The 22,870-nt window shown below is 65.5% G+C and carries 25 protein-coding genes; 16 read left to right on the top strand and 9 right to left on the bottom strand.

Going from position 1 to position 22,870, the window contains the following annotated elements:
• Positions 1-91 precede the first annotated feature (91 nt).
• Genes D575_RS0108765 through cyaY form a run of 3 tightly spaced genes read left to right on the top strand, consistent with a single transcriptional unit; the run spans position 92 to position 1,189 of the window.
• Positions 92-427 carry a hypothetical protein gene (locus tag D575_RS0108765; RefSeq protein WP_018145544.1) on the top strand — a complete coding sequence of 112 codons (336 nt, stop codon included), beginning with the start codon at positions 92-94 and terminating at the stop codon, positions 425-427.
• Positions 427-813, top strand: a complete 387-nt coding sequence (locus D575_RS0108760) for a DUF423 domain-containing protein (RefSeq protein WP_018145543.1) — start codon at positions 427-429, stop codon at positions 811-813. The genes D575_RS0108765 and D575_RS0108760 overlap by 1 nt, the downstream gene beginning before the upstream one ends.
• Positions 814-865: 52 nt before the next feature.
• A complete protein-coding gene (gene cyaY, locus D575_RS0108755) occupies positions 866-1,189 on the top strand; it encodes an iron donor protein CyaY (RefSeq protein WP_018145542.1) in 324 nt (107 codons plus the stop codon).
• Positions 1,190-1,210: 21 nt separating this feature from the next.
• Here the strand turns inward: cyaY and D575_RS0108750 are convergent, their stop codons facing one another.
• From D575_RS0108750 to crcB, 4 genes are all read right to left on the bottom strand, one after another.
• Complete coding sequence (locus tag D575_RS0108750; RefSeq protein ID WP_018145541.1) at positions 1,211-1,633, bottom strand: hypothetical protein; 423 nt, start codon at positions 1,631-1,633, stop codon at positions 1,211-1,213.
• Between the two features lie 29 nt (positions 1,634-1,662).
• Positions 1,663-2,700, bottom strand: a complete 1,038-nt coding sequence (locus D575_RS0108745) for a thioredoxin fold domain-containing protein (RefSeq protein WP_018145540.1) — start codon at positions 2,698-2,700, stop codon at positions 1,663-1,665.
• A gap of 55 nt (positions 2,701-2,755) precedes the next feature.
• Entirely contained in the window at positions 2,756-4,042 is a 1,287-nt protein-coding gene (gene serS, locus D575_RS0108740) for a serine--tRNA ligase (protein ID WP_018145539.1), read from the bottom strand.
• An 85-nt stretch (positions 4,043-4,127) separates the two neighbouring features.
• On the bottom strand, positions 4,128-4,538 hold the full coding sequence (gene crcB / locus D575_RS0108735) for a fluoride efflux transporter CrcB (RefSeq protein WP_018145538.1): 411 nt from the start codon (positions 4,536-4,538) through the stop codon (positions 4,128-4,130).
• 81 nt (positions 4,539-4,619) lie between these two features.
• Here crcB and D575_RS0108730 point away from each other — a divergent pair, with 81 nt between their 5' ends.
• The 8 genes from D575_RS0108730 to D575_RS0108695 all read left to right on the top strand — a co-directional run bounded on the left by D575_RS0108730 (position 4,620) and on the right by D575_RS0108695 (position 11,835).
• Positions 4,620-6,116 carry an FAD-linked oxidase C-terminal domain-containing protein gene (locus D575_RS0108730; protein ID WP_018145537.1) on the top strand — a complete coding sequence of 499 codons (1,497 nt, stop codon included), beginning with the start codon at positions 4,620-4,622 and terminating at the stop codon, positions 6,114-6,116.
• A gap of 35 nt (positions 6,117-6,151) precedes the next feature.
• Entirely contained in the window at positions 6,152-7,102 is a 951-nt protein-coding gene (locus D575_RS0108725; RefSeq protein ID WP_018145536.1) for a GGDEF domain-containing protein, read from the top strand.
• A 55-nt stretch (positions 7,103-7,157) separates the two neighbouring features.
• Positions 7,158-8,129 carry a sensor domain-containing diguanylate cyclase gene (locus D575_RS0108720; protein WP_018145535.1) on the top strand — a complete coding sequence of 324 codons (972 nt, stop codon included), beginning with the start codon at positions 7,158-7,160 and terminating at the stop codon, positions 8,127-8,129.
• 138 nt (positions 8,130-8,267) lie between these two features.
• On the top strand, positions 8,268-9,572 hold the full coding sequence (locus D575_RS0108715; RefSeq protein WP_018145534.1) for a citrate synthase: 1,305 nt from the start codon (positions 8,268-8,270) through the stop codon (positions 9,570-9,572).
• 322 nt (positions 9,573-9,894) lie between these two features.
• Positions 9,895-10,098: a DUF2892 domain-containing protein gene (locus tag D575_RS0108710; protein ID WP_018145533.1), complete on the top strand. Its 204-nt coding sequence runs from the start codon at positions 9,895-9,897 to the stop codon at positions 10,096-10,098.
• 114 nt (positions 10,099-10,212) lie between these two features.
• A complete protein-coding gene (locus tag D575_RS0108705; RefSeq protein ID WP_018145532.1) occupies positions 10,213-10,416 on the top strand; it encodes a DUF2892 domain-containing protein in 204 nt (67 codons plus the stop codon).
• Between the two features lie 131 nt (positions 10,417-10,547).
• Positions 10,548-11,204 carry a phosphoribosyltransferase gene (locus tag D575_RS0108700; RefSeq protein WP_018145531.1) on the top strand — a complete coding sequence of 219 codons (657 nt, stop codon included), beginning with the start codon at positions 10,548-10,550 and terminating at the stop codon, positions 11,202-11,204.
• Complete coding sequence (locus tag D575_RS0108695; RefSeq protein WP_018145530.1) at positions 11,188-11,835, top strand: dienelactone hydrolase family protein; 648 nt, start codon at positions 11,188-11,190, stop codon at positions 11,833-11,835. Before D575_RS0108700 ends, D575_RS0108695 begins: the two co-directional genes overlap by 17 nt.
• Here the strand turns inward: D575_RS0108695 and D575_RS0108690 are convergent.
• Complete coding sequence (locus D575_RS0108690) at positions 11,825-12,880, bottom strand: NAD(P)-dependent alcohol dehydrogenase (RefSeq protein ID WP_018145529.1); 1,056 nt, start codon at positions 12,878-12,880, stop codon at positions 11,825-11,827. The two genes, D575_RS0108695 and D575_RS0108690, sit on opposite strands and share 11 nt — an antisense overlap.
• Before the next feature lie 299 nt (positions 12,881-13,179).
• Between D575_RS0108690 and D575_RS0108685 the strand changes: the two genes are divergently transcribed.
• Both D575_RS0108685 and D575_RS0108680 read left to right on the top strand, forming a co-directional pair.
• Positions 13,180-13,950, top strand: coding sequence for a hypothetical protein (locus D575_RS0108685; protein WP_018145528.1), 771 nt, complete (start codon positions 13,180-13,182; stop codon positions 13,948-13,950).
• 213 nt (positions 13,951-14,163) lie between these two features.
• On the top strand, positions 14,164-14,664 hold the full coding sequence (locus D575_RS0108680) for a heme-binding protein (protein ID WP_018145527.1): 501 nt from the start codon (positions 14,164-14,166) through the stop codon (positions 14,662-14,664).
• Between the two features lie 70 nt (positions 14,665-14,734).
• On the opposite strand, the gene D575_RS0108675 is transcribed toward D575_RS0108680, so the two are convergent.
• Positions 14,735-15,367 carry a MarC family protein gene (locus D575_RS0108675; RefSeq protein WP_018145526.1) on the bottom strand — a complete coding sequence of 211 codons (633 nt, stop codon included), beginning with the start codon at positions 15,365-15,367 and terminating at the stop codon, positions 14,735-14,737.
• Positions 15,368-15,511: 144 nt separating this feature from the next.
• Between D575_RS0108675 and D575_RS0108670 the strand changes: the two genes are divergently transcribed.
• On the top strand, positions 15,512-17,644 hold the full coding sequence (locus D575_RS0108670; RefSeq protein WP_018145525.1) for a TonB-dependent siderophore receptor: 2,133 nt from the start codon (positions 15,512-15,514) through the stop codon (positions 17,642-17,644).
• A 43-nt stretch (positions 17,645-17,687) separates the two neighbouring features.
• Positions 17,688-18,767 carry a lipoate--protein ligase gene (locus D575_RS0108665; protein ID WP_018145524.1) on the top strand — a complete coding sequence of 360 codons (1,080 nt, stop codon included), beginning with the start codon at positions 17,688-17,690 and terminating at the stop codon, positions 18,765-18,767.
• Positions 18,768-18,870: 103 nt separating this feature from the next.
• Here D575_RS0108665 and D575_RS0108660 read toward each other — a convergent pair whose 3' ends face one another.
• Entirely contained in the window at positions 18,871-19,224 is a 354-nt protein-coding gene (locus tag D575_RS0108660; RefSeq protein ID WP_018145523.1) for a metalloregulator ArsR/SmtB family transcription factor, read from the bottom strand.
• 255 nt (positions 19,225-19,479) lie between these two features.
• On the opposite strand from D575_RS0108660, the gene D575_RS0108655 reads away from it, so the two are divergent.
• Positions 19,480-21,429, top strand: a complete 1,950-nt coding sequence (locus D575_RS0108655) for a DEAD/DEAH box helicase (RefSeq protein ID WP_018145522.1) — start codon at positions 19,480-19,482, stop codon at positions 21,427-21,429.
• 76 nt (positions 21,430-21,505) lie between these two features.
• Here the strand turns inward: D575_RS0108655 and D575_RS0108650 are convergent, their stop codons facing one another.
• On the bottom strand, positions 21,506-22,027 hold the full coding sequence (locus D575_RS0108650; RefSeq protein ID WP_018145521.1) for a DUF302 domain-containing protein: 522 nt from the start codon (positions 22,025-22,027) through the stop codon (positions 21,506-21,508).
• A gap of 182 nt (positions 22,028-22,209) precedes the next feature.
• A complete protein-coding gene (locus D575_RS0108645; protein ID WP_018145520.1) occupies positions 22,210-22,830 on the bottom strand; it encodes a methyltransferase domain-containing protein in 621 nt (206 codons plus the stop codon).
• Between the last annotated feature and the right edge of the window lie 40 nt (positions 22,831-22,870).

The following is a 22,870-nucleotide window of genomic DNA, read 5'->3' as shown; positions in this document are numbered from 1 at the left end:
ACTACCCGCTGCACGACGCGCCTTGTCTCGGAAAACCTGGGGTGCCAACGCGAGTGTGTACATTCATCAGTATTTCCCTAGACTATGCAGCATGAATGAACCCAAACGCTCCAGTCGCACCTACGTCGGCCTGTACAACGACATGTACGCCGGCATGACCCCCATCGGCAATTTCATCCGCGATGCCTGGGTATTCGGCATCCTCCCGGAGGACGAAACCTGCGATGGCTGGGATGTCTCGCGTATCCAGATGCTGCATGACCAGGTCAACGCCGAGTGGGACAAATACAGCCTGCGCATCAGCAACCTCCCGCCCGAGCTGCGCGAGCGCCATGAGCGCATCCATAACGAAGCCATCGAGCGCGCCCGCGAGCACGGCTGGGTCGCCGGCCAGGACATCGACAGCGAGATGGGCGACGACGCCTGATGGGGGCCAGCGAACCGCTGATTCGCCCCCTTGTTGTCATCGCTGCCCTGTTGGCAGGGATTGCCGTCGTCCTCGGCGCCTTCGGCGCCCACGCCCTGCAGGAACGCCTGACGGAACAGGCCCTCGCGACCTGGCATACCGGCGTCCAGTATCACTTCATCCATGCCCTGGCCCTGCTGCTGGTCGCGGCGTTGTGGGCCCACCTGGCCAACGGCTGGGCCGCTGCCAGTGCTGTGGCGTTCGTGATCGGCATCCTGCTGTTCTCTGGGAGCCTGTATGCCCTGGCGCTCGGCGCACCCCGTATCCTCGGCGCGATTGCACCGCTGGGCGGCACCGCGTTTATCCTCGGCTGGGCCGGGTTGGCCATTGCCGCCTGGCGCAGCTGACCTATAATCACGGCGCAGCCACCCCCCTCTTCCCGACCGTATCGAGATCCCCATGAGCCAGACCTCCTTCGCCGTATTCGCCGAAAACACCCTGGACGACATCCAGACCCGCCTCACCGAGCAAAGCGCGCTGGACGACCTGGACATTGACCTGATCGACGGCGTGATGACGATCGAATTCGACGATGGCGCCCAGATGATCCTGAACCGCCAGGAGGCCGCACAGCAGATCTGGCTCTCCTCGCCCGAAGGACCGGCCCATTTCGGCTATTCCGACGAGGAAGGCACCTGGATCGACGATCGTAACGGCGAAGAACTGCACGCGACCCTGGTGCGGGTCATCGAGCAGAAACTGGGCGTACCCGTCGAGCTCTGATCCGACGACCACAGGTCGCTGTCAGTCGCCCTTGCCGGCCCCCTTCTTCGAATCGTCCGGGCCCGCGGCCTCGCGTTCCTCCTGCGTTGCGGGCGCCTCTTCCAGCGCCCGCAGATGCGCCTCGACCTCGGCCAGTACCGGGTGGGGCTTGTCCTGTTCCAGCGCCATATCGATCGCCTTGAGCGCCTCCACCGCCTCCGCATCGCCGCGCAGCGGCATGCGCGCTACTCCCAGCGCCAGCATGCGGAACTGGCGGAACACCAGGTAGCTGAGCGTCGCCGCCACCAGGGCGGCCCACACGTTGTCCTGGAACCAGAGCCATACCGCCGCCCCATAGCCCCCGAAGGTCACCGCGAAGATTCCCAGTGCTACGCGGTGGGAACGGGCAACGATACCTTCCAGCACATCACGGTTGCGGATTACGAAGTCACGGTCGAAATGCAAAGGGATGATTCCTTGAGTCAGCGGCGTGGTCAGGGGCGTGGCGGCTGCTGGGCACGCCAGCGTTCGAAGGTCGGATACTCCTCGTAGCCACGGGTCAGGACAAAGTCCAGCACGTTGCGTAGCCGATTCTGGTGGACGACCGAATCGATGCGGATAATCTCTTCGCCACGCTCGTCGAAGAAAATGAGCGTGGGCGCCCAGTGCACACCCAGTTCCGCGGCCCAGTCTTTTGCGTTAGTGCGGTCGCCACCCGGCGTCAGCACCGGCGTATCGGCATCGTCGGCATCCAGCTGCACCGCATCCATCAGGCCGATGCGCTCCAGCACTTCGTCCTGCTGCAGCGGCTCGGAGTGCATGATATCGCAGGCATGACAGGCCTCGCGCTCAAAGAACACCACCAGTGGGCGTTCGGCGGGGATCCGGCTCCGATCCAGCGCATACGGCTGGTTGATGAAGAACTCCCGCTGGTTGATGTCGTCGAGATCGAACTTTGGCGGTGGGTCGGCGCGCTCCAGATAGTCGCGAAAACTCTCCTCGCGGTCATGCCGGTCAATCACGTATTCCAGCAGCGCGCGGAACCGGTATGGCGGGTAGTATCCGCGCATCTGATGGATGCGCTCGCCGTCCTCGTCGTAAAAGGCAATCGAGGGGGTAAAGTTCAGCCGTTGTTCGGCGGCGTAGCGCCGTTCAAGCCAGGTCTCGCCGTCCAGGTCCGTGACTTCACGCGTGCCCAGCGCGTCGATGGCCACCACGTTGAAGTGTGACGCCAGGTACTCGCGGATATCGTCCTGTGCGAAGTTCTTGTCGAACAGCGCCTCGCAATAGGGGCAGTCATCCATGCCGAAGTAGACGGCCAGCCCCATCTTTCCCTGCTCCACCGCGTCTTCCAGGTCCTCGCGCAGATCGAGGAAGCTCAGCTCGAACCAGTCGGGCGTATGCAGCCCGATCGGGCGCGGGGTGTCATCGAACACGATCCCCTCGTCGGATTCGACGGATTCGTCCGCCACAGAGGCGGTCGCGAACAACACCACCATGCCTACCAGCGAGACGCTCGCCAGCCAACCCAACCAACTCTTCCTGCCAAGGGCGTTATTCACGTCAAGCCGACTCCCGGTGGACCTCCTATTCGGACGGTGGCTCCATCACCGAGGTTCCCCCGAGATACGGGCGCAGTTTTTCCGGGATGCGGATCGAGCCGTCCGCCTGCTGGTGATTCTCCAGCAATGCGACCAGGGCCCGGCCGACCGCAACCCCGGAGCCGTTGATGGTATGCACCAGCTCCGGGCGTTCGCCCGCCTTCGGTCGGAAGCGCGCCTGCATGCGGCGCGCCTGGAAGGCCTGGAAGTTGGAGCAAGAGGAGATCTCGCGGTAGGCATCCTGGGCCGGCAGCCAGACTTCCAGGTCATAGGTGCGCGCCGCGGCAAAGCCCATGTCCCCGGCGCTGAGGAGCATCACACGGTACGGCAGTTCCAGCGCCTGCAAGACCCGCTCGGCATGGCCCAGGAGTTCCTCCAGTGCGGCATCCGAGCTCTCCGGCTGCACGATCTGCACCAGCTCCACCTTCTCGAACTGGTGCTGCCGGATCAGGCCGCGCACGTCGCGCCCATAGCTGCCCGCCTCGGAACGAAAACACGGGGTGTGGGCCACCATCTTCAGTGGCAAGGCCTCGGCATCGAGGATCTGCTCGCGCACCAGGTTGGTCAGGGTGACCTCGGCGGTGGGGATCAGACGGTAGCGCTGGTCACAATCGACCGAGAACAGGTCATCGTCGAACTTCGGCAACTGCCCGGTCCCCTCCAGCGATTCGGGATTGGCCAGGTAGGGGACGTACGTCTCCTGGTAGCCGTGCCCGCCGGTGTGCAGATCCAGCATGAACTGGGTCAGTGCCCGGTGCAGGCGCGCCATCTGACCGCGCATCACCACGAACCGCGAACCGGCCACCCGCACCGCGGCCTCGAAATCCAGCCAGCCACCGGGCAGGCCCAGGTCCACGTGATCGCGCGGCGTGAAATCAAAGGTCCGGGGGGTTCCCTCGCGGCGGACCTCGACGTTGTCTTTCTCGTCCAGTCCGTCGGGCACGTCCGCCTGCGGCAGATTCGGGATCTGCATCAGCATCGCATCCAGCTCCTGCTGGACCCCGTGCAGATCGGTCTCGCACTGCTTGAGCTCGTCGCCCAGGCGCCCGACCTCGGCCTTCAGCGGCTCGATGTCCTCGCCCCGCGCCTTCGCCTGCCCGATACCCTTGGAGCGGGTGTTGCGGTCGGCCTGCAGCTCCTGGGTGCGCATCTGCAACGCCTTGCGGCGGGCCTCCAGGGCCTTGAAGCGTTCGCGGTCCAGGGTATAGCCACGGCGTTCCAGAGCGGTGGCAGTCGCATCCAGGTCCTGGCGCAGGCTGTGGATATCAAGCATGACGGATTTCCGGCAAGGGGTGGAAAGAACGACGGGGAAGTCTACGGTTGCCGCCCCGTGGCGTCCACGGTCGCGGCCAATGCCCTCACGAGGCGACCGGCCCGACCCCCAGCAGGAATCGAGTTCCATGGAGCCCCGCTGCCGCAGCCAGCACGCAGACCAGCAGGCTCGCGAGCATGTAGCCCAGTGCACGCGCCCAGGCGCCTACATCCACCATGTGAACGACTTCCAGGGAGAAGGTTGAAAACGTCGTGAACCCCCCGAGCACCCCCACTACCAGCAACAAGCGCCAGGCAGGGTGCAGTTCCAGGCGCTCCACCAGCACCACGGCCAGTACCCCGATCAGGAACGAGCCAAGGATGTTGATGCTCAACGTACCCCAGGGAAAGGCACGCCCGAAGTGCGCCACCATCCACTCCTGCATCCCCAGGCGCAGTGCCGAGCCCAGCGCACCGCCGGCCGCCACTGCCAGATACGAGCCCAGCCCAATGCCCATCATCACGTCCCGCTTGCGGAAAAGACCCACAGTTTATGCGATCACCTCGCACGGACCCAGCAGACCCCTACCATCGAGGCCATGAGCGCCCATCCCGCCACACCGCCGACCGAGGCCGCCGCACAGGCGCTGGCCACGGTCATTGAGGCTCTGACCACCGAGCTGCCCTCGGACGCCCTGGTGGTCGAGGCCGCGGAACGCCGAGCCTACGAGTGCGACGGTCTCTCCGCCTACCGCCAGATCCCCGGGGCCGTGGCCCTGCCACGGACCCACGAAGAACTGCTGACCTGCCTGCGGCTGTGCCGCGAGCACGGGGTCCCGATCGTGCCGCGCGGGGCTGGCACCGGGCTGTCCGGCGGCGCCCTGCCCAGCGAGACTGGGCTGCTGCTGTCCCTGGCGCGCTTCAATCGCATCCTGGAGATCGATGCCGACAACCGCTGCGCGGTCGTCCAGCCCGGCGTGCGCAACCTCGCGATCTCCGAGGCGGCGGCCCCGCAGGGGCTCTACTACGCACCCGACCCGTCCTCGCAGATCGCGTGTTCCATCGGCGGCAACGTGGCCGAGAACGCGGGAGGCGTGCATTGCCTCAAGTACGGACTCACCGTGCACAACGTGATCGGGCTGGAACTGGTCACCCTGGAGGGCGAGATCATCCGCCTCGGCGGCAAGACGCTGGATAGTGCCGGACTGGACCTGCTCGCCTTCATGGTTGGCTCGGAGGGCATGCTGGGCATCGTCACCGAAGTCACCGTGCGCCTGCTGCCCCGCCCCGAGCGCACCCAGGTCCTGCTGGCCAGCTTTGACCAGGCCGAGGCCGCCGGACGCGCAGTGGCAGGCATCATCGCCGCCGGACTGATTCCCGCCGGGCTGGAAATGATGGACAACGCTGCCATCCGCGCTGCGGAGGACTTCGTCCACGCCGGCTACCCGGTGGAGGCGGCCGCGATCCTCTTGTGCGAACTCGACGGGACCAACGCCGAGGTCTCCGAGGACGTCATGGTGGTACGCCAGAAGCTCCTGGATTTGGGGGCCACCGAGGTGCACACCGCCCGCGACGACGCCGAACGCGCATTGTTCTGGGCCGGGCGCAAGGCCGCGTTCCCTGCCGCCGGGCGTATTTCGCCGGACTACTACTGCATGGACGGGACCATCCCGCGCCACCAGATCGGGACGGTGCTGGAACGAATCAACACCCTGTCGCGCGAGGTTGGCCTCGGCGTGTGCAACGTGTTCCACGCCGGTGACGGCAATCTGCATCCACTGATCCTCTACGACGCCAACCAGTCCGGGCAACTGGAAACCGCGGAGGCCTTCGGCCAGCAGATCCTCGAACTCTGCGTGGAGGTGGGTGGCACCGTCACCGGGGAACACGGCGTAGGCGTGGAAAAGCTGGACGGCATGTGCGTGCAGTTCGCCGCGCCGGAACTGGAGCAGTTTCACCACCTGCGCCGCGCGTTCGACCCGCTGGGGCTGCTCAACCCCGGCAAGGCCATCCCCACCCTCGCCCGCTGCGCCGAGTTCGGGCGCCAGCACGTCCACGGTGGGCAGCTGTCGCACCCGGAACTCCCGCGCCTGTAGGATGACCGGCTCGACCGAACCGAGCTAAACCTCCAATGCCCCGGGCCACCCTTGCTACCGCACTGGCCGACGACTTCTCGGGAGCCGTCGACGCCACCCTGAGGGCGCTGCAAGCGTTGATCCCGCTGGACATGTGGATGCTCACGCGGGTCGAATCCGACGACTGGGTGGTATTGCACACCCACGGCCACGCACCGCGCATCCGTCCCGGGGCCGCATTCAGCTGGCAGCACTCCTACTGCGTGCACATGAACGCCGGAGACGGACCCAACATCGCCGCCGACGCACGCACGGTTCCAGCCTATGCCAGTGCCCCGATCAATGACGTCGCAACGATTGGCTGCTACATCGGGTTCCCGCTGTACGATGCCGATGGCGAACTCTTCGGCACGCTTTGCGGATTGCATCCCGAACCCATGGACTCCGCCATCGAACACCATGAGCCGGTCGTGCGTGCCCTGGCAGGATCGCTGGGGCACCTGCTGCGTCTCAGCCAGCGCGCCGAGGGGCTGGACCGGTTGCGACAGCACGCTGCGCTGGCCGCCCACGGTGATCCCCTGACCGGCGTGCTCAACCGCCACGGCTGGGAGCTCGCGCTGGACGCTGAGGAGACCCGCTGCCAACAGAGCGGCCAACCCGCCGGCATCATCCTGTTCGATCTCTTCCCCGGGGACTCGAGCGTGGACAGCACTGGCATTCAGGATGACACCGAACTGGTTCGCGCGATCCTCGCCCTGCAGGGCCTGGCAGGCCCCACCGACCTGATCGGTCGACTCGGCGGCACCCGCTTCGGCCTGCTCGCGATCGACTTGAGGGCGCAACCCCTGGCGGCGCGGGCGCGACACATCCGCCAGGCCCTGTCCGCAAAGGCCATCCCCGCGGCCATTGGCCACGCCATGCGCGAACCCGGTGCTGGAAGCCTGCAACACGCCCTGAAGCGCGCGGAACGCGAACTGCGACCGGCAGCGCGACCCGCGATCTCCTAGACTTTTTCCATCCTGCGCGGCGAACCGCCGTCCCACCGTCTCGACGGAATGTCCCATGGCCCGAATCTTCGACCTCCCCGATCCCGCGCCCTCGCCGTTCAACCTCGGGGTCGATCATGTCCTGAAACTGCTCCACCGGATCGCCCCCCTGGACGTCTGGATGCTGACCCGCATCGAGGATAACGAGCAGATCGTCGTGCGCGCCGACGACCACGGCTACGGCATTCAGGCCGGCACGGCCTTTGACTGGAGCAATTCCTTCTGCATCCGCATGCTCGCCGAACGCGGCCCGCGAATCACGCCGGACGTACAACAGGTTCCCGCCTACCGGGAAGCCCTCGCCGCACAACCCGATCCCCCCGCCATCGGCAGCTACATCGGATTTCCGGTACAGGACCACGAATACGAGATGTACGGCGTGCTTTGCGCGATGAATCCGGAGCCCATATCGGCCGACATCGAAGCGCAATCGGAACAGATCCAGGCCGCCGTCACCGTCATCGAGTCACTGATCCGCCAGCGCCGCCAGATCGACGAACTGGAACGCGAGCGCGAGGCCCTGCGACTGGAGGCCTACAACGACGCCCTTACCGGCACCTACAACCGGCGCGGCTGGCTACTCGCGTTGAGCGCCGAGGAACAGCGCTGCCAGGATCACAACCTCCCGGCGGGCATCGTCGCCATCGACCTCGACAACCTGAAGACCGTCAACGACCAGGACGGCCATGACGCCGGCGACCGATTGATCAAGGCGGCTGGCCAGGCCCTGCGGGATGCCAGTCGCGAAATCGACATCGTTGCCCGCCTGGGTGGAGACGAGTTTGGCGTGCTGCTGCCGGAGACGCCGGCCGACCACCTCCCCGGGATCGCGAACCGGCTGCGTGCGGCGCTGCAAGAGGCCGGTGTGTCGGCCTCTATCGGTTACGCCTGCCGCACCGTCAGCGGGTCCCTGCCCGAGGCCCAGACCAGCGCCGATGCCGCGATGTACGCCGACAAGCGCCAGCGCCGCGGAACCCCCGGGCCCTGACGCCCTCGCGCGGCAAGCGCGATCGCCCTTTTCCTCCCGGCCCAACACACTTCACGCACCCCTCTGCCGCGGGCCGGTCGATGGTTTACCATTCACCTAATCCGCATCCGGACGTCCCCTTCGCTACGAGGCCGTTTCATGAGCAAAACCGTCACGCTGACCGACAACACCACCGGCAAGAGCATCGAACTGCCGATCCAGGAGGGCTCGCACGGCCCGAACTGCCTGGATGTCCGCACCCTGTACAAGGAGCTCGGCTACTTCACCTATGACCCGGGGTTCATGTCCACGGCCAGCTGTCGTTCGGACGTCACCTTCATCGACGGCGACGAGGGCACCCTGCTCTACCGCGGCTACCCGATTGAACAGTTGGCGGAAGAAAGCACCTATCTCGAGGTCTGCTATCTGCTGCTGAACGGCGACCTGCCTGCCGCCGACGACCTGCACGATTTCTCGCGCATCATCAAGGAGCACTCGATGCTGCACGAGGCCGTGCGCCGCTTCTTCGACGGCTTCCGCCACGACGCGCATCCAATGGCGATCATGGTCGGTGTGGTCGGCGCGCTATCGGCCTTCTATCACGACAACGTGGACGTGCATAACCCGGAACATCGGCGCATCGCCGCGCACCGGCTGATCTCCAAGATGCCCACCATCGCCGCCTGGTCGTACAAGTACGCCAACGGCCAGCCGTTCATGTACCCGGACAACAACCTGTCCTACACCGCCAATTTCCTGGCGATGATGTTCGGCGTGCCCAGCGAGCCCTACCAGCCGAACCCGGTGTTCGTGCGCGCGCTCGACCTGATCCTGATCCTGCACGCCGACCACGAGCAGAACGCCTCGACCTCCACCGTGCGCCTGTCCGGCTCCTCCGAGGCCAACCCGTTCGCCGCGATCTCCGCCGGCATCGCCTCACTTTGGGGCCCACTGCATGGGGGGGCGAACGAGAAGGTCATCCGCATGCTCGAGGAGATCGTGAACTCCGACAAGAGCGTGGAGGACTTCGTGGCCCGCGCGAAGGACAAGAACGACTCCTTCCGCCTGATGGGCTTCGGCCATCGCGTGTACAAGAACTACGATCCGCGCGCCAAGATCATCCGCAAGATGTGCCACGACCTGCTGGCGGAGATGGGCGACATGGGCGCCGATAACCAGCCCCTGTTCGACGTCGCCATGGAGCTGGAACGTATCGCGATGGAGGACGACTACTTTATCGAGCGCAAGCTCTACCCCAACGTGGACTTCTACTCCGGCATCATCCTGCGCGCGATGGGCATCCCGTTGAATATGTTCACCGTGATCTTCGCCCTCGCCCGCACCGTCGGCTGGATCTCGCACTGGAACGAAATGATGCAGGATCCCGAATCCCGCATCGGCCGCCCGCGCCAGCTCTACACCGGCTACCGCTCGCGCGACTACACCTCCATCGAGGAACGCTAGAGAGACGCTGGTCCGGTCCATGCGTACGTCCGCGTTGGCACCCCATGTTTTCCGCGACCCGATACGGCACATCGACTGGTAGACGCGCTACCGGACGGTGTCCTCTCTTTGGAGGTCGCAAAACAAATCGGGGAGCGTGGAGCCCCACCCCACGACCGATGGAACGCCGGGGCTTGGCCGCTTCTGCCCCGCGACGGTGTTGCCGTGCGAGCGCGAACACGTGCGTTGATCCGCATCCACCCCAGGCGGGCATCCGATCGGATGCTTGCCGAACCCCTGCGCCGGTGCTATCTACTGGGTAGTAACAAGGGAGGGAGTGCTCATGTCCACCGACCGTTTTTTCATTTTGTTTGCCGGTATTGTCGTCCTGGTCAGCGTACTGCTCACCTGGCTGGCCAGCCCCTGGTGGCTGCTGCTCGCCGTCTTCATGGGCATCCACCTGATTCAGGCCTCGTTTACCGGCTTCTGCCCGCTGGTAATGATCCTGAAATCCATGGGGCTCAAGCCCGGCGAAATCTTCCCCTGAACCCGACACGCGCGGTGGATGGCGAGGAAACCCCATCGACTACGCGCCCCTTGTGTTCGTAAGCGGCAGACTGCATATTAGACTTAGCTAATACTTAACCAGGAGACACCATCCATGAGCATTGACCGCATCGTCCTCGCCTTCGCCGGCACCGTCGTGATCATCAGCGCCATCCTCGGGTGGGTCTTCACCCCGATGTGGCTGATCCTGACCCTGTTCGTCGGCGCCAACCTGTTGCAGTCCGCCTTCACCGGCTTCTGCCCGCTGGCCATGATCCTGAAGGCGATGGGCGTGAAGCCCGGGGAAGCCTTCAACTAAAACCAAGGGGTCCCCACTCCTTCCAAGGCCCGGGCACCGCTGGTCCCGGGCCTTTTTGTTTGCGCCGCCCGCGAGTGATCAACGCCTGTCTACACTTCAGGTGATACCCACTCACGCTGAGCGTAGGCCCAATGCGATTTCGAGACCGAAATGAAGCCGGCGAGCAACTCGCACATGCCCTGGACCGCTATCGCGGCCAACCCGGCGTGGTGTATGCCTTGCCGCGTGGCGGAGTCCCCCTGGGGATCGCCGTCGCCCGGCACCTGGGCATGCCCCTCGATCTCCTGATCCCGCGCAAGATCGGCCACCCGTTCCATCCCGAGTACGCGATCTGTGCCGTGCCCGAGCAGGGCGAACCGGTCTGCAATCCACGCGAGGCGGAACGGCTCGATCCAGGCTGGCTGGACCAGGCCGAGGCGCGCGAACGCGCCGAAGCCCGGCGCAGGCGCCAACTGTACTGCACGACGCCTTCCCCGGACGTTGGCGGCAAGCTGGCGATCATTGTCGACGACGGGATCGCCACCGGACTCACCATGCGCGCCGCGATCCGCGACGCACGTCAGCGCCGGCCTCGCCATCTGGTCGTGGCGATCCCGGTGGCACCAGGGGAGACCGCGGCGCGCCTGGAAAACGAGGTCGATGAACTGGTCACCCTGGACATCCCCGAGTACTACCGCGGCTCGGTGGGGGCGTACTACGAGGACTTCGAACAAGTCTCCGACGACGCGGTCATCGCGATGATGGCCTCCGTCCACCGTGCGGAAAACCCCGATGTCTCGCGCGAATGAACAGTCCGTCGACCTGGCCCTGGACGGCCAGGTCCACCAGGGGATTCTCGGCGTACCCGAGACACCCATTGGTCTCGTCGTTTTCGCGCACGGTAGCGGTAGCAGCCGCCTGAGCCCGCGCAATCATCAAGTGGCGCGGACACTGCAGGCCAGCCGCATCGCCACCCTGATGTTCGATCTGCTGACCGAAGGGGAAGATCGCACCTACGCCAACCGCTTCGATATCGAACTCCTCGGCCGGCGGCTGGTGCAGGCCTGCCAATGGGCGGCCGCCCAGCCTCGCCTGGCACCCCTGCCGCTCGGGCTGTTTGGCGCCAGCACCGGCGCCGCGGCAGCGTTGCAGGCCGCCGCCGCAGCGCCGGAGACCATCCGGGCCGTGGTCTCGCGCGGCGGGCGCCCGGATCTGGCGGGCGCCGCCCTGCCCCGAGTCGAGAGCCCCACCCTCCTCATCGTGGGCGGTGACGACACCATGGTGATTCAACTGAATCGCCAGGCGCAGGCGCTCATGCACGCGCGCTGCGAGCTCCAGATCGTACCCGGCGCCAGCCACCTGTTCGAGGAACCGGGCACGCTGGAACAGGCAGCCGAACTCGCGGCCGCCTGGTTCAGCAAGTGCTTGCCTACGGCGTAATGGCGACCTTCAGCACGCCGTCGCGTTGATGCGAGAACAGTTCGTAGGCCGTCTCGATATCCGCCAGCTTGTAACGGTGCGTCACCATCGGCGTCAGGTCCACGCGCCCCGAGGCCACGACCTCCATCAACCGCCGCATGCGTTCTTTCCCGCCGGGGCACAGGGTGGTCACGATGGTGTGATCGCCCAGCCCGGCCGCAATCGCATCCAGCGGCATGGACAGCTTGCCCGAATACACCCCGAGGCTGGAAAGCGTCCCGCCCGGTTTCAGGATGCGCAGACAGGCCTCGAAGGTCTGCTGCTGCCCCAGGGCCTCGATGGCCACATCGACCCCGCGCCCGCCAGTCAGCTCCATGATCGTCTCGACCGGGTCCTGCTCGCGGAAGTTGATTGCCACATCCGCGCCCAGCTTGCGGGCAGTCTCCAGGCGCTCCGGCACCCCGTCCACCACGATGATCCGGGTGGCCCCCATGAGCTTGGCACCCGCCGTGGCACAAAGGCCGATAGGGCCCTGGGCGAACACGGCCACCGTATCACCGATGTGGATGTGCCCATGCTCGGCGCCGCCGAAACCGGTGCTCATGATGTCCGGACACATCAGCACCTGTTCGTCGCTCAGGCCGTCCGGCACCGGGGTCAGATTCGCCTGCGCATTGGGGATGCGCACGTACTCCGCCTGACAGCCATCGATCGTGTTTCCCAGCTGCCAGCCACCCATCGCCTTGCCACCACACTGGCTGGAGATGCCCTCCAGGCAGGAATGGCATTGCCCGCAGGGCGTGATCGCGCCCGCGATGACCCGCTGGCCGACCTCATAGCCGGTCACTGCGTCCCCGAGGCGTTCGATCACCCCAACCGGTTCGTGCCCCACGATGCGGCCCGCCTCCACCGGGTACTCGCCCTTGAGGATATGCACATCGGTCCCGCAGATAGTCGTGGTCGTCACCCGCAGCAGGGCGTCCGTCGGCCCTATCTCCGGGATTGGACGCTCCTGCAACTCGATCCGCCCGGGTTCGACAAAAACTGCCGCCTTCATCGTGCTCATACCAACCTCCTTTGTAGCGTTCCCGGAAAAATGAACCACCCGCTTTCCATGATTTCGAGTGCAGCGAGCCAATCGATCGGGCCTGGCCATCCGCTGTTCATGGATTGCTTCGCCGCGGCGCTACCCGCAAGCGCGGCTCATCCAGCGTTTTCCCCAAGGGGCGGCATGCCGTTATGCACACCCTGTTCGTCGAACATAGCAGGCTTCTCCCTTACCCTGCCGGCCCGACCTTCCCGCGCATCGCGACGCCCCGCTCGCCTCCCTTACAATGAGCCTACATCTGCTGTTCAGGATCGCCTGTGATCTCGCTCATTCCCCGCCTGTTTCAACGCGCCCCGGCCCTCGATCCCGAAAGCCGGGCCTGGATCCACGCCATCTTCGATTGGGCCGGGAACGAACCACACCTGGGATCGATGCTGCGCAAGGCACATCTGGTACTGCCCACGGCCGAGCACTTCCCCGGGCAAGCCGACAATCGCCAGGCCATGGCTCAACTGGTGTTCGATCGCGTGCTGGAACATGCCGGGCTCGGGGACAGCCCATTCCGGCTCGTGCACCCTGGAAACCTGATGGACGATCCCATCCCCTGGGATGCGATGAATACGGCCCGACCCAGCCGCAACCCGGGGGAGCCCCAGTCGGCGGGCGTCGGCATCCCCTACGACCCGGAGCTCGTCGCCCATTCCCAGGCGCTGATTGCCCACTTCGCGCGCGAGATCGCCTTGCGCCTGCTCGCCACGGCTGGCGAGCCCCCACCCGCTCTGGAGGGTAACGAGGCCCATATCGCGGAACTCCTCGCCACCCAGATGGGCTTCGGGGTCATGCTGGCCAATACTGCCTTCCAGGTCCGCGTGAATCAGTGCGGTGCCTGCAAGGGGCCGAGCGCCGAACGCGAAACCGCACTCTCGCGCGACGACCTTGCCTACGCCCTGGGGTTGTTCTGCCGGCGGCACGCCATCCCGCCGTCCCGAGCGAGGGCTCACCTGAATACCCCGTTGCGCCCGGCCCTGCGCCACGCATTGCGCGATCTCGCCCGTCGCGAGCGTGAAGCCGCGAGCGGCGCCGCCTGATCGGCCCGTCCTACGGGCCCCAGCTGCACACCCGCCAGGCGTGGCGTTATTCAATCCGTTTTATAAGACTTCTTCCGTACCTTACTGTCGAATAGTCAGATTTACCTGATCGAAAGTGGATACCACTTAGCGCGGGGTCTCGGCGCGTTGAAGAGCGGTGCCCGGGCATCTAGTTATCAGAGTTGCGAAACCACAGCTTTCTGGAGGCTCATCATGACCACCCTGCGTTACTGCCTTGCTGCCCCGATCTTCCTGGCGTTTGCCGCCGCGCCCCTGCACGCCAGCGAGGGTACTTTCGACACCCCGACGCTGATCCCCGAGCTTGCGGTCAAGGCCGCAGAGGCCGCGGTCGAGGCCTGCCGCGAACGCGACACCCAGGTCACTGCAGCCGTGGTCGACCGACATGGCACCCCCCAGGCCCTGAAGCGCGACCGCTTTGCCGGCCCGCACACGGTAGATACCGCCATCCGCAAGGCCTGGACCGCCGTCAGCTTCCGCACCGACACCCTGGAGCTTCGCGAGATGACGGAACCGGGAGAGGCCGGCTATGGCATCCAGCACCTGCCGGGGGTCAGCACTCTGGGCGGCGGCAAGCAGATCACCACCGGTGGTCGGATTGTCGGCGGGATCGGCATCTCCGGCGCCCCCAGCGGACAGGTCGATGACGAATGCGCGGCAGCCGGCATCGACGCCATCACCGAAGACCTGCTCTGACCCCACCATCTGCCGGGGCCTTCTCGCGCGAGCGGAGGGCCCCGTTCATCGCATGACCACGCCAGCCGTTTCAGGCGCCGAGCAAACCGCTTCGCTGAAGCCCGTCGAAGATAAACTGCATCGCGAGCGCGCTCAGCAGCACGCCCAGGATGCGCGTGAGCACATGCGCGCCGGTCACGCCCAGCCAGTGCTGCAGACGTGACGCCACCAGCAGGCACACCAGCGCAAGCACCATAACGGCCACCAACGCCCCGAGCACCACGACCTGGGCCACCCAGTCGCCCTCGGCCCGGCTCATCATCAGGATCGCGGCCCCCATCGCGCCGGGGCCGGCCAGCAAGGGCGTGGCCAACGGAAAGACCGACAAGTCCTTGCGGGTGCGCGCCTCCTGCGTCTCGGCCGCCGTGGCCGACACCCCGCCCGAGCTGCGGGCAAACACCATGTCGATGCCAATCAACAGCAGCAGGATCCCGCCCGCGGTGTACAGCGCCGCCAGCGAGATCCCCAGCAGCGACAGCAGCGCCTCCCCGACCAGCGCGAACAGCAACAGGATGCCGCCCGCGACCGCCGCCCCGCGGATGGCCATGGCACGGCGCTGGGCTGGGTCCACGCCCCGACTGAGGACCGCGAATACCACCGCGACATCCACCGGCCCGATGGTCACGAAAAACGTGGCGAGCGCGACGATTCCCAGTTCCAGCATGGCGGATCCCTCCTCTGGCGGCTGTTCTTCAACGGCCATGACACGCCCGGAATGGGCCTGGCCATCCGGGGTTTAAGTTGCCCTTCGTGATCGACGAACCTACTTTAGCGCGTTCTGAAACGCTTATTGGGGAGCCATCGAGTCATGAAACGTCGTGTTGTCGGTCATCTGACGCTGGCCAGTCTGCTTGCATCACCCGCCCTCGCTCATGCCCAGGAGGCCGCTCAGACACTGGGCACCGTATCGGTTACGGCCACCGGATACGAGACCCTGATCGACGAGACGCCGTCCTCCGTCACCGTGATCGAGGCCAGCGAAATCCGCAACCGCGAGGCCCGCACCCTGGGCGACCTCCTGCGCGGCCAGCCGGGTGTCGCCACGGCCGTGGACGGATCGGTGGGCTCCGATCCGATCATCCGCGGCCTGAAGCGCGACCAGGTGCTGGTTCTGGTGGACGGCGTGCGCATCAATGCGATGCAGCCGCCGGCCCGCGGCTCGCTGGCTTCCTATGTCAACGTCGACCTGATCGAACGCATCGAGATCGTGCGCGGCCCGGGCTCCGTGCTCTACGGCGCCGGCGCCATGGGCGGCGTGATCAACATCATCACCCGCGGCGGCGATTTCACCGACGAACCCGAGACCCGCGGCTTCTCCCGCCTGGGCGTCACCTCGGTGGACGAAGGCATCCGCGGCGCGGTCGGCGTCACCGTCTCCAACGACCGCAACGTGCTGGACCTCTCCACCGCCTACCTGAACACCGACGACTACAAGAACGGCGACGGCGACCGTCTGCGCGACTCCGGCACCGAACAGAACGCCTACCACCTGCGCTACCGCGGCAAGCTGGCACCAGGCCACGAAGTCCAGTTCCGCGCCCAGCGCGACGAGCGCAAGGACGTCTGGTACCTCGCCTCGCGCAACTTCAACACCGATGAACCCCGGGAAGGATCTATTGATCCGCCGATGGGGCTGAATACGCACTACACCCCGCGCCAGACCCGCGACCTGTACGAACTCCGGTACGAAGGCGAACTGAATGGCGCCTGGGCACCGCGTGTCGAAGCCTCGGTCTACCGCCACGAACTATCGCGCGGCAACTACGACTGGAACAAACAGCTCGGACGGGACTACCGCACGTCCGACACGGACTTCACGACTGATGGACTGCGTCTTCAGGCCGAATTGATACCCACCGATGACCAGATCCTGCTGGTCGGAGCCGAGGCCTGGCGTCTTCGTGCAAGCCCCGAATCGTATTTCGGGACCGAGAGCAATGAGTTCCAACCAGGCGAGTATGTCAATCCGTTTATCGATACGCCTCAGCCTTTGGTAGAGAACGGCCGCATTGAGTCGGTGGGGATATTCGCGCAGCACGAAACCTACCTGGACTGGGCCACGGTCAATCTTGGTGTACGGTACGACGAGATTTCCGGGAAAGCGGATGATGCGTTCATGGTCGCCCCCCCACTCGACAAGACCGACCGTAACCTCAGCTGGTCGGCCGGGTTGACCTGGCACCTGTATGAGGCCTTTAACCCGTATTTCAGCCTCTCCGAGGGCTATCGCTCTGCCAGTCTGCTGGAACGCTATCTCACCTACCCCTACAGCGACGGTTACACCTGGCTCAGCAATCCGCAGCTGGACCCGGAACGGAACCGCACGTTCGAGGTGGGCGCACGCGGCCAGATCGGCGCGACCTCCTACACCGTATCCGCTTACGAAAGCCGGATCCGCGACTACATAGGTGGCGAAGTAATCGGCTCCGAAACCAAGCAGACGATCAACCTCGACGAGGCCCGCATACACGGCATCGAAGCCCTGGTGGAGCACGCGTTTACCGCTGCGATCACCGGCTACGCCAGTGGTACCTGGATCCGCGGCGAGAACCGCGACCGCCGCTTTGACGAGCCGCTGACCCAGATGCCGCCGCCGGAGGCCAGCGTCGGGCTCAGCCATTCTGTCGCACAGGGCTGGCAATGGGATGCCCGCATCCGGGCCGTGGCGAGCCAGAGCCGGACGGCCGACACCTTCACGGAGAACAGCGAACGCAACACCTCCGGATTCGCCACCGCCGATCTCGCTGTCGGCTACCGCTTCGGGCCGAGCGCCGGCTTTCGTTCCAATGAGATCACCTTTAGCGTGACCAACGTCGCGAACAAGGCCTATCGCGAGCACGTCAACGAGATGACCGAGGCACGCCTGGACCCGGCCAATGGCGTACAGGATATCTGGGCCCCCGGCCGCAGCTTCGGGCTGACCTGGAACGCCGAGTTCTAGACCGGCCCCGCCTTCGCCCCCAAGACAAGACAAGGACAACACCATGCGTTTACGCGTAATCGATTTTGGCCAGCAGCCCGCCGTGCGGTCCCAGGCGGTCTACCACGGCATCGCCGAGGCCATGGGCAAGGACGACGATCCGGTGCTCACCCTGGTCAACCCCGACGACCCGTATGTCTGCGTCGGGCTGCATCAGGAGATTGCCCTGGAGGCCGACGAAGACTTCTGCAAGGAACAGAACCTGCCGATCATCCGCCGTCATGTCGGTGGCGGTGCGGTGTATCTGGACCACAACCAGATGTTCTTCCACTTCATCTATCCGTCGTCCAAGGCCCCGCGGATCGTCTCCGACATCTACAAAAAGTTCATCGACCCGGTGATCAACACCTACCAGGACCTGGGGGTGAACGCGACCTTCCGCCCGGTGAACGACATCCACGTGGACGGACGCAAGATCGGTGGCACGGGTGCCGCCAGCATTGGCAACGCCACCGTGATGGTCGGCAGCTTCATGTTCGACTTCGACACCGCGACCATGGCGCGTTGCCTCAAGGTCCCTTCGGAGAAGTTCCGCGACAAGCTGCGCGCCGGCATGGAGGACTACATCACCACGTTGTCACGCGAACTCGGCGAGATGCCTGCCCGCGAGACCGTGCGCGATGCCTTCCTGAAACGCGTGGCCAGCGACCTCGCCGTCGAGGTCGATATGAGCGAACCCACGGCCGAGGAAACCGCCGCCATTGAGGAACAGATGGCCGAGCTGACCGACCCCGAATGGACCTACCGCAAGGGCCGCAAATTCGTCGAGATGGGGGTCAAGATCGCCGCCGGAACCCACCTGACCGAAGGTGCCCACAAGGCCCCCGGCGGGCTGATCCGGGCCCAGCTGATGGAGAAGGACGACCACATCGCCGATCTCCTGCTGTCCGGCGATTTCACGGTCTTCCCGGAAGACGGCATGGATCGCATCGCCGACGCCCTGCACGGCCAGCCACTGGAAGAAGAAGCCCTGCGGACTGCTGCGACCACCTGCATGCAGGAGATCGGCCTGGACGCCCCGGGCATCGAAGCCAGCGACATCGCGACGGCGATCCTCGCCTGCGTCCACCGCGAGCCTCATTGAGCGGTCACGCGCAAGGCTTCGCATCCAAACAGAAACGGCCGGACCACCCTCTTGGTGGTCCGGCCGTTTTGACGTTATTGCAGCTTTCTGAGTACGACGACCCTCAGGCCGAATCCAGGCACTCCGCACGACTGGGCGCGGTGTTGAGCCGGTCGCGATCACTTGTGTACGGCTCCGTTCGGGAGGCGGCACGATCCGCAGTCTTCAGGATCTCCGCGGCCCAATCAGGAAGCTCCGGCGAGAGCCGATAATAGATCCAGTTGCTCTCGCGCCGGGTACGCACCACCTGATAATGGCGCAGAGCGGCCAGGTGACGCGATACCTTCGGCTGGGACATCTCCAGAGCGTGGGTCAGCTCGCAGACACACAGCTCCCCTTCCGCCTGCATCAGCAAGAGCGAGCGCAGCCGTGTCTCGTCGGCCAGCAAGTTGAACAGGTCCGTAGGGGTAAGCGACATACCGTATCCAGCAAAAATCCTTGGACGAACTATATCCCGACAGCTCAAGTGGAACAACGAATAGGCGTCCCCACGATTCCGCCCCAGTCCAGGACGAGCAAGCCGGTTGCGGCATTTCGAACATCCGGCCGCATCTCCCTGGAAGATGTCCGACGTTTTCGCTCGTTACGTCTTCGATTCGTGTATGATGCGGGGTTGGCAGTTGCCATCCGATTTTCGCCGGGCCTTCGTTTCCGGCCTGTGTGAGTACCCTCAATGTCTGATTCCCCCTCCTTCTCCCAGCTCGGGCTTTCCGAGTCGCTGGTTCATGCCCTGTCGAACATGGGCTTCACGACCCCGACCCCGGTCCAGGCCGCCTGCATCCCCGCGCTGCTGGAAGGCCGCGATGTTCTGGGCGAGGCCCAGACCGGCACCGGCAAGACCGGGGCCTTCGGCCTGCCGCTGATTGACCTGATGGACGCCGGCAAGCGTGTGCCCCAGGCACTGGTGCTGGCTCCGACGCGCGAGCTGGCCAACCAGGTCGCCGGCGCCCTGACTGAGTTCGCCCGCGAGTTCTCTGGCATCGATGTGCTGCCCGTCTACGGCGGCCAGCCGATGGGCGAACAGCTGCGCGCCCTGCGCAAGGGCCCGCAGATCGTGGTCGGCACGCCCGGCCGCGTGGTCGACCACATCAAGCGCGGCACCCTGAACCTGGACGCCCTGCGCGTCGTGGTGCTGGACGAAGCCGACGAAATGCTGCGCATGGGCTTTGTCGAAGAGATCGAGTGGATCCTGGAACAGACCCCCGAAGCGCGTCAGACCACCCTGTTCTCCGCCACCATGCCGGCGCCCATCCGTCGGATCGCGCACCGCCACATGCGCGAACCGGAAGAGATCCGCATCGGCGCCGGCAACGAGGCCGGCACCGACATCGACCAGAGCTATTGCCTGGTCGATGCCCGCCACAAGGTGGAGGCCCTGACCCGTCTGATGGAGACCGAGGAAGACCTGGACGGCGCGGTCGTCTTTGCCCGCACCAAGGCCTCCACGGTCGAGATCGCCGATTCACTCGGCCAGGCCGGCATCGCCGCGTCCGCGCTGAACGGCGACATGGAACAAGGCGAGCGCGAGCGTGTGGTCAGTGACCTGCGCGACGGCCGCCTGGATGTCATCGTCGCCACCGACGTCGCCGCCCGCGGCATCGATGTGCCGCGCATCAGCCACGTCTTCAACTTCGACGCCCCCGGCGATGCCGAGGTCTACGTCCACCGCATCGGCCGTACCGGTCGCGCCGGCCGCAAGGGCCGCGCCATCCTGTTCCTGGAGCCGCGCAAGCGCCGCATGCTGAAAGACATCGAACGCCTCACCGGCAAGCCGGTGCGCGAACAGCCGGTGCCCGACCGCCAGGCCGTACAGGCCCGCCGCGAGACGCGCTTCGCCGAGCGCGTTCAGGCCCTCCTGGGCAGCGAACAGAACTCCGGACACGAAGCCCTGGTCGATCGCCTGCTGGCCGACAGTGGCGTATCCGAGCGCGAACTCGCCACCGCCCTGGTCGCACTGGCCACTGCCGGCAGCCCGCTGGATGCCAACGCCAACAAGGGCGCCGATCCGCTGCTGGCGGCCGCCCGTGCCCCCTATTCCGAACGCGGCGACAACCGCCGGGACAGCAAGCCCCGGGGCGAGCGTCCGTCGCGCGGCAAGGATCGCGAGCCGGAAGCCGACATGGTGCGCTACTACATGCCGGTCGGCCGCAACAACGGCGTGGCGCCGGGTGCCATCGTTGGCGCACTGGCCAACGAGGGCGGCCTGAACGGCCGCGACATCGGCCGCATTGGCCTGCGTGACGACCACAGCCATGTGGATCTTCCGGCGTCGCTGGACGAAGCCGCGATTCGTCGCCTGGGCAACATCCATATTGCCAACCGCAAGCTGGAACTGACCCTTCAGGCCCCGCGCCAGGCCGCGAACCAGGACGACGCGCGCAAGCCTGCGCCGCGCAAGACCGCCAAGCCGCGCAGTGACAAGCCGGAGACCAGCGGCAGGTCCAAGCCGACCAGCAAGCCCACACCGGCCAAGCGCGGCCCGGCCCCAGGCAACGGCAAGCGCCCGGCCTATGCCGCCGCACCCGGCAAACGCCCCGTACGCAAGGGTACCAGCGGGCCCAAGAACACCGGCTCGCGCGCGGACGGCACGCTGATGATCAAGCGCAAGGCCGCCAACGGCTAAGCGCGGCGACTCAAAGGCGCGTACCAGACAACGCCCGCGGCCTCCGAAAGGAGCCGCGGGCGTTTCATTTGGACGTTCAGAAATCTCCGGTGCGCCCCGCCTCGACGATGCTGTAGATCGTGTCGCGCACCTCGCGGGCCACGACCTCGAGATCCTCGGGGAGATCCGTCGCATGCAGCATCATGTCCATGTTGGTGGTGACGATCCAGCCCTGCCCCTCGTCATCCTCCACCACTGCGATACGACAGGGCAGAAAGCTCGCAAAGATGATGTCGTGCTTCACCATCTGGTTGGCGATCAGGGCATCACAGAAGGCGAGAATACGCATGTAATTGCCCTCGCCGCCCATTGCCTGCACCTGATCCGACAGCGGCAAATCGGCGACCTCCTGGAAATTGCGCAGATTGGCCCGCAATTTCATCGACTCGATGGCCTCGTCGATGGTGACACCATCTTCGATCTTGAAAATCTCGGCACTCTGCCGAACCATCTGTTGCAACGTTTCAGGATCCAGCGCCTCGTCCCCCTCCGTCGATTCGGACGCGGTCAGCGGAAGCGGCAGCAGCAATAACAACAACACGAGCATCCAGACTTTCATCGCGCACTCCTGGTTCGGGTGGACGGGAGAGCCCGCCGGCCGAAAGCCCTTGCGGCCCTCCCTAGTGCGAATCTAGATCATGCGCATGCACTTCACCGCATCTACCACGCCTGTACGCGGGAGATTCCCGATCGCCGCACGGGCCCCGCACAGGCCCGCCCGACACGATCCACATCAGCGCCTCAACGCCGGATCAAGCGAAACAGCTGTTCGTGCTTGCCATTGGTATGGTCGGTACGGCCCACCTCGTCCTGCCAATCCCAACGATCGGCAGAAAACAGCTGACGCATCGTTGGCACTGCGCAATGGTAGGGCGGCCCGCCCTCGCGACCGGTCTGCATGAAACACGCAAACAGTTCACCGCCTTCACGCAGCCAGCCATGCAGCTTCGCCTCGTAGGTCGACCACTGCTCGGGCGGCAGGGCACAAAGAGATGTCTGCTCGTAGATGCCGTCCACTGGCCCCTCTGGTTGCCAGGCGAGCATGTCCGCCTGCACCACTTCCGCCTCCAGCCCGGCCTGCGCCAGTTCGCGGCGCAAGTGCTCTACCGGCGTTGGCGCCACATCCAGCCCGGTCACACGGAAACCCCGCGTGGCCAAAGCCGGCACCTCGTGCCCAAAACCGCAACCGGGCACCACAATCCGCGAACCGGGTCCCAGCGCGGTGACCTCCAACCACCGCTCCAGCGAAGGGCTGGGCGCGCCGCGATCCCAACGGGTCGAACCCGCCTGATAGCGCGCCTCCCAGTCGGTCTCGGCATCCAGAACTTCGGTATCAACTGGCGAACCTTCGGAAATTGGCATCACTCCCCTTCTCGGCACAGGATAGGAAACGGATAGACCC

The organism is Thioalkalivibrio sp. AKL6 (genome assembly GCF_000376905.1).
GTDB lineage: Bacteria > Pseudomonadota > Gammaproteobacteria > Ectothiorhodospirales > Ectothiorhodospiraceae > Thioalkalivibrio > Thioalkalivibrio versutus.
This window is presented reverse-complemented; position numbering and strand designations above follow the sequence as displayed.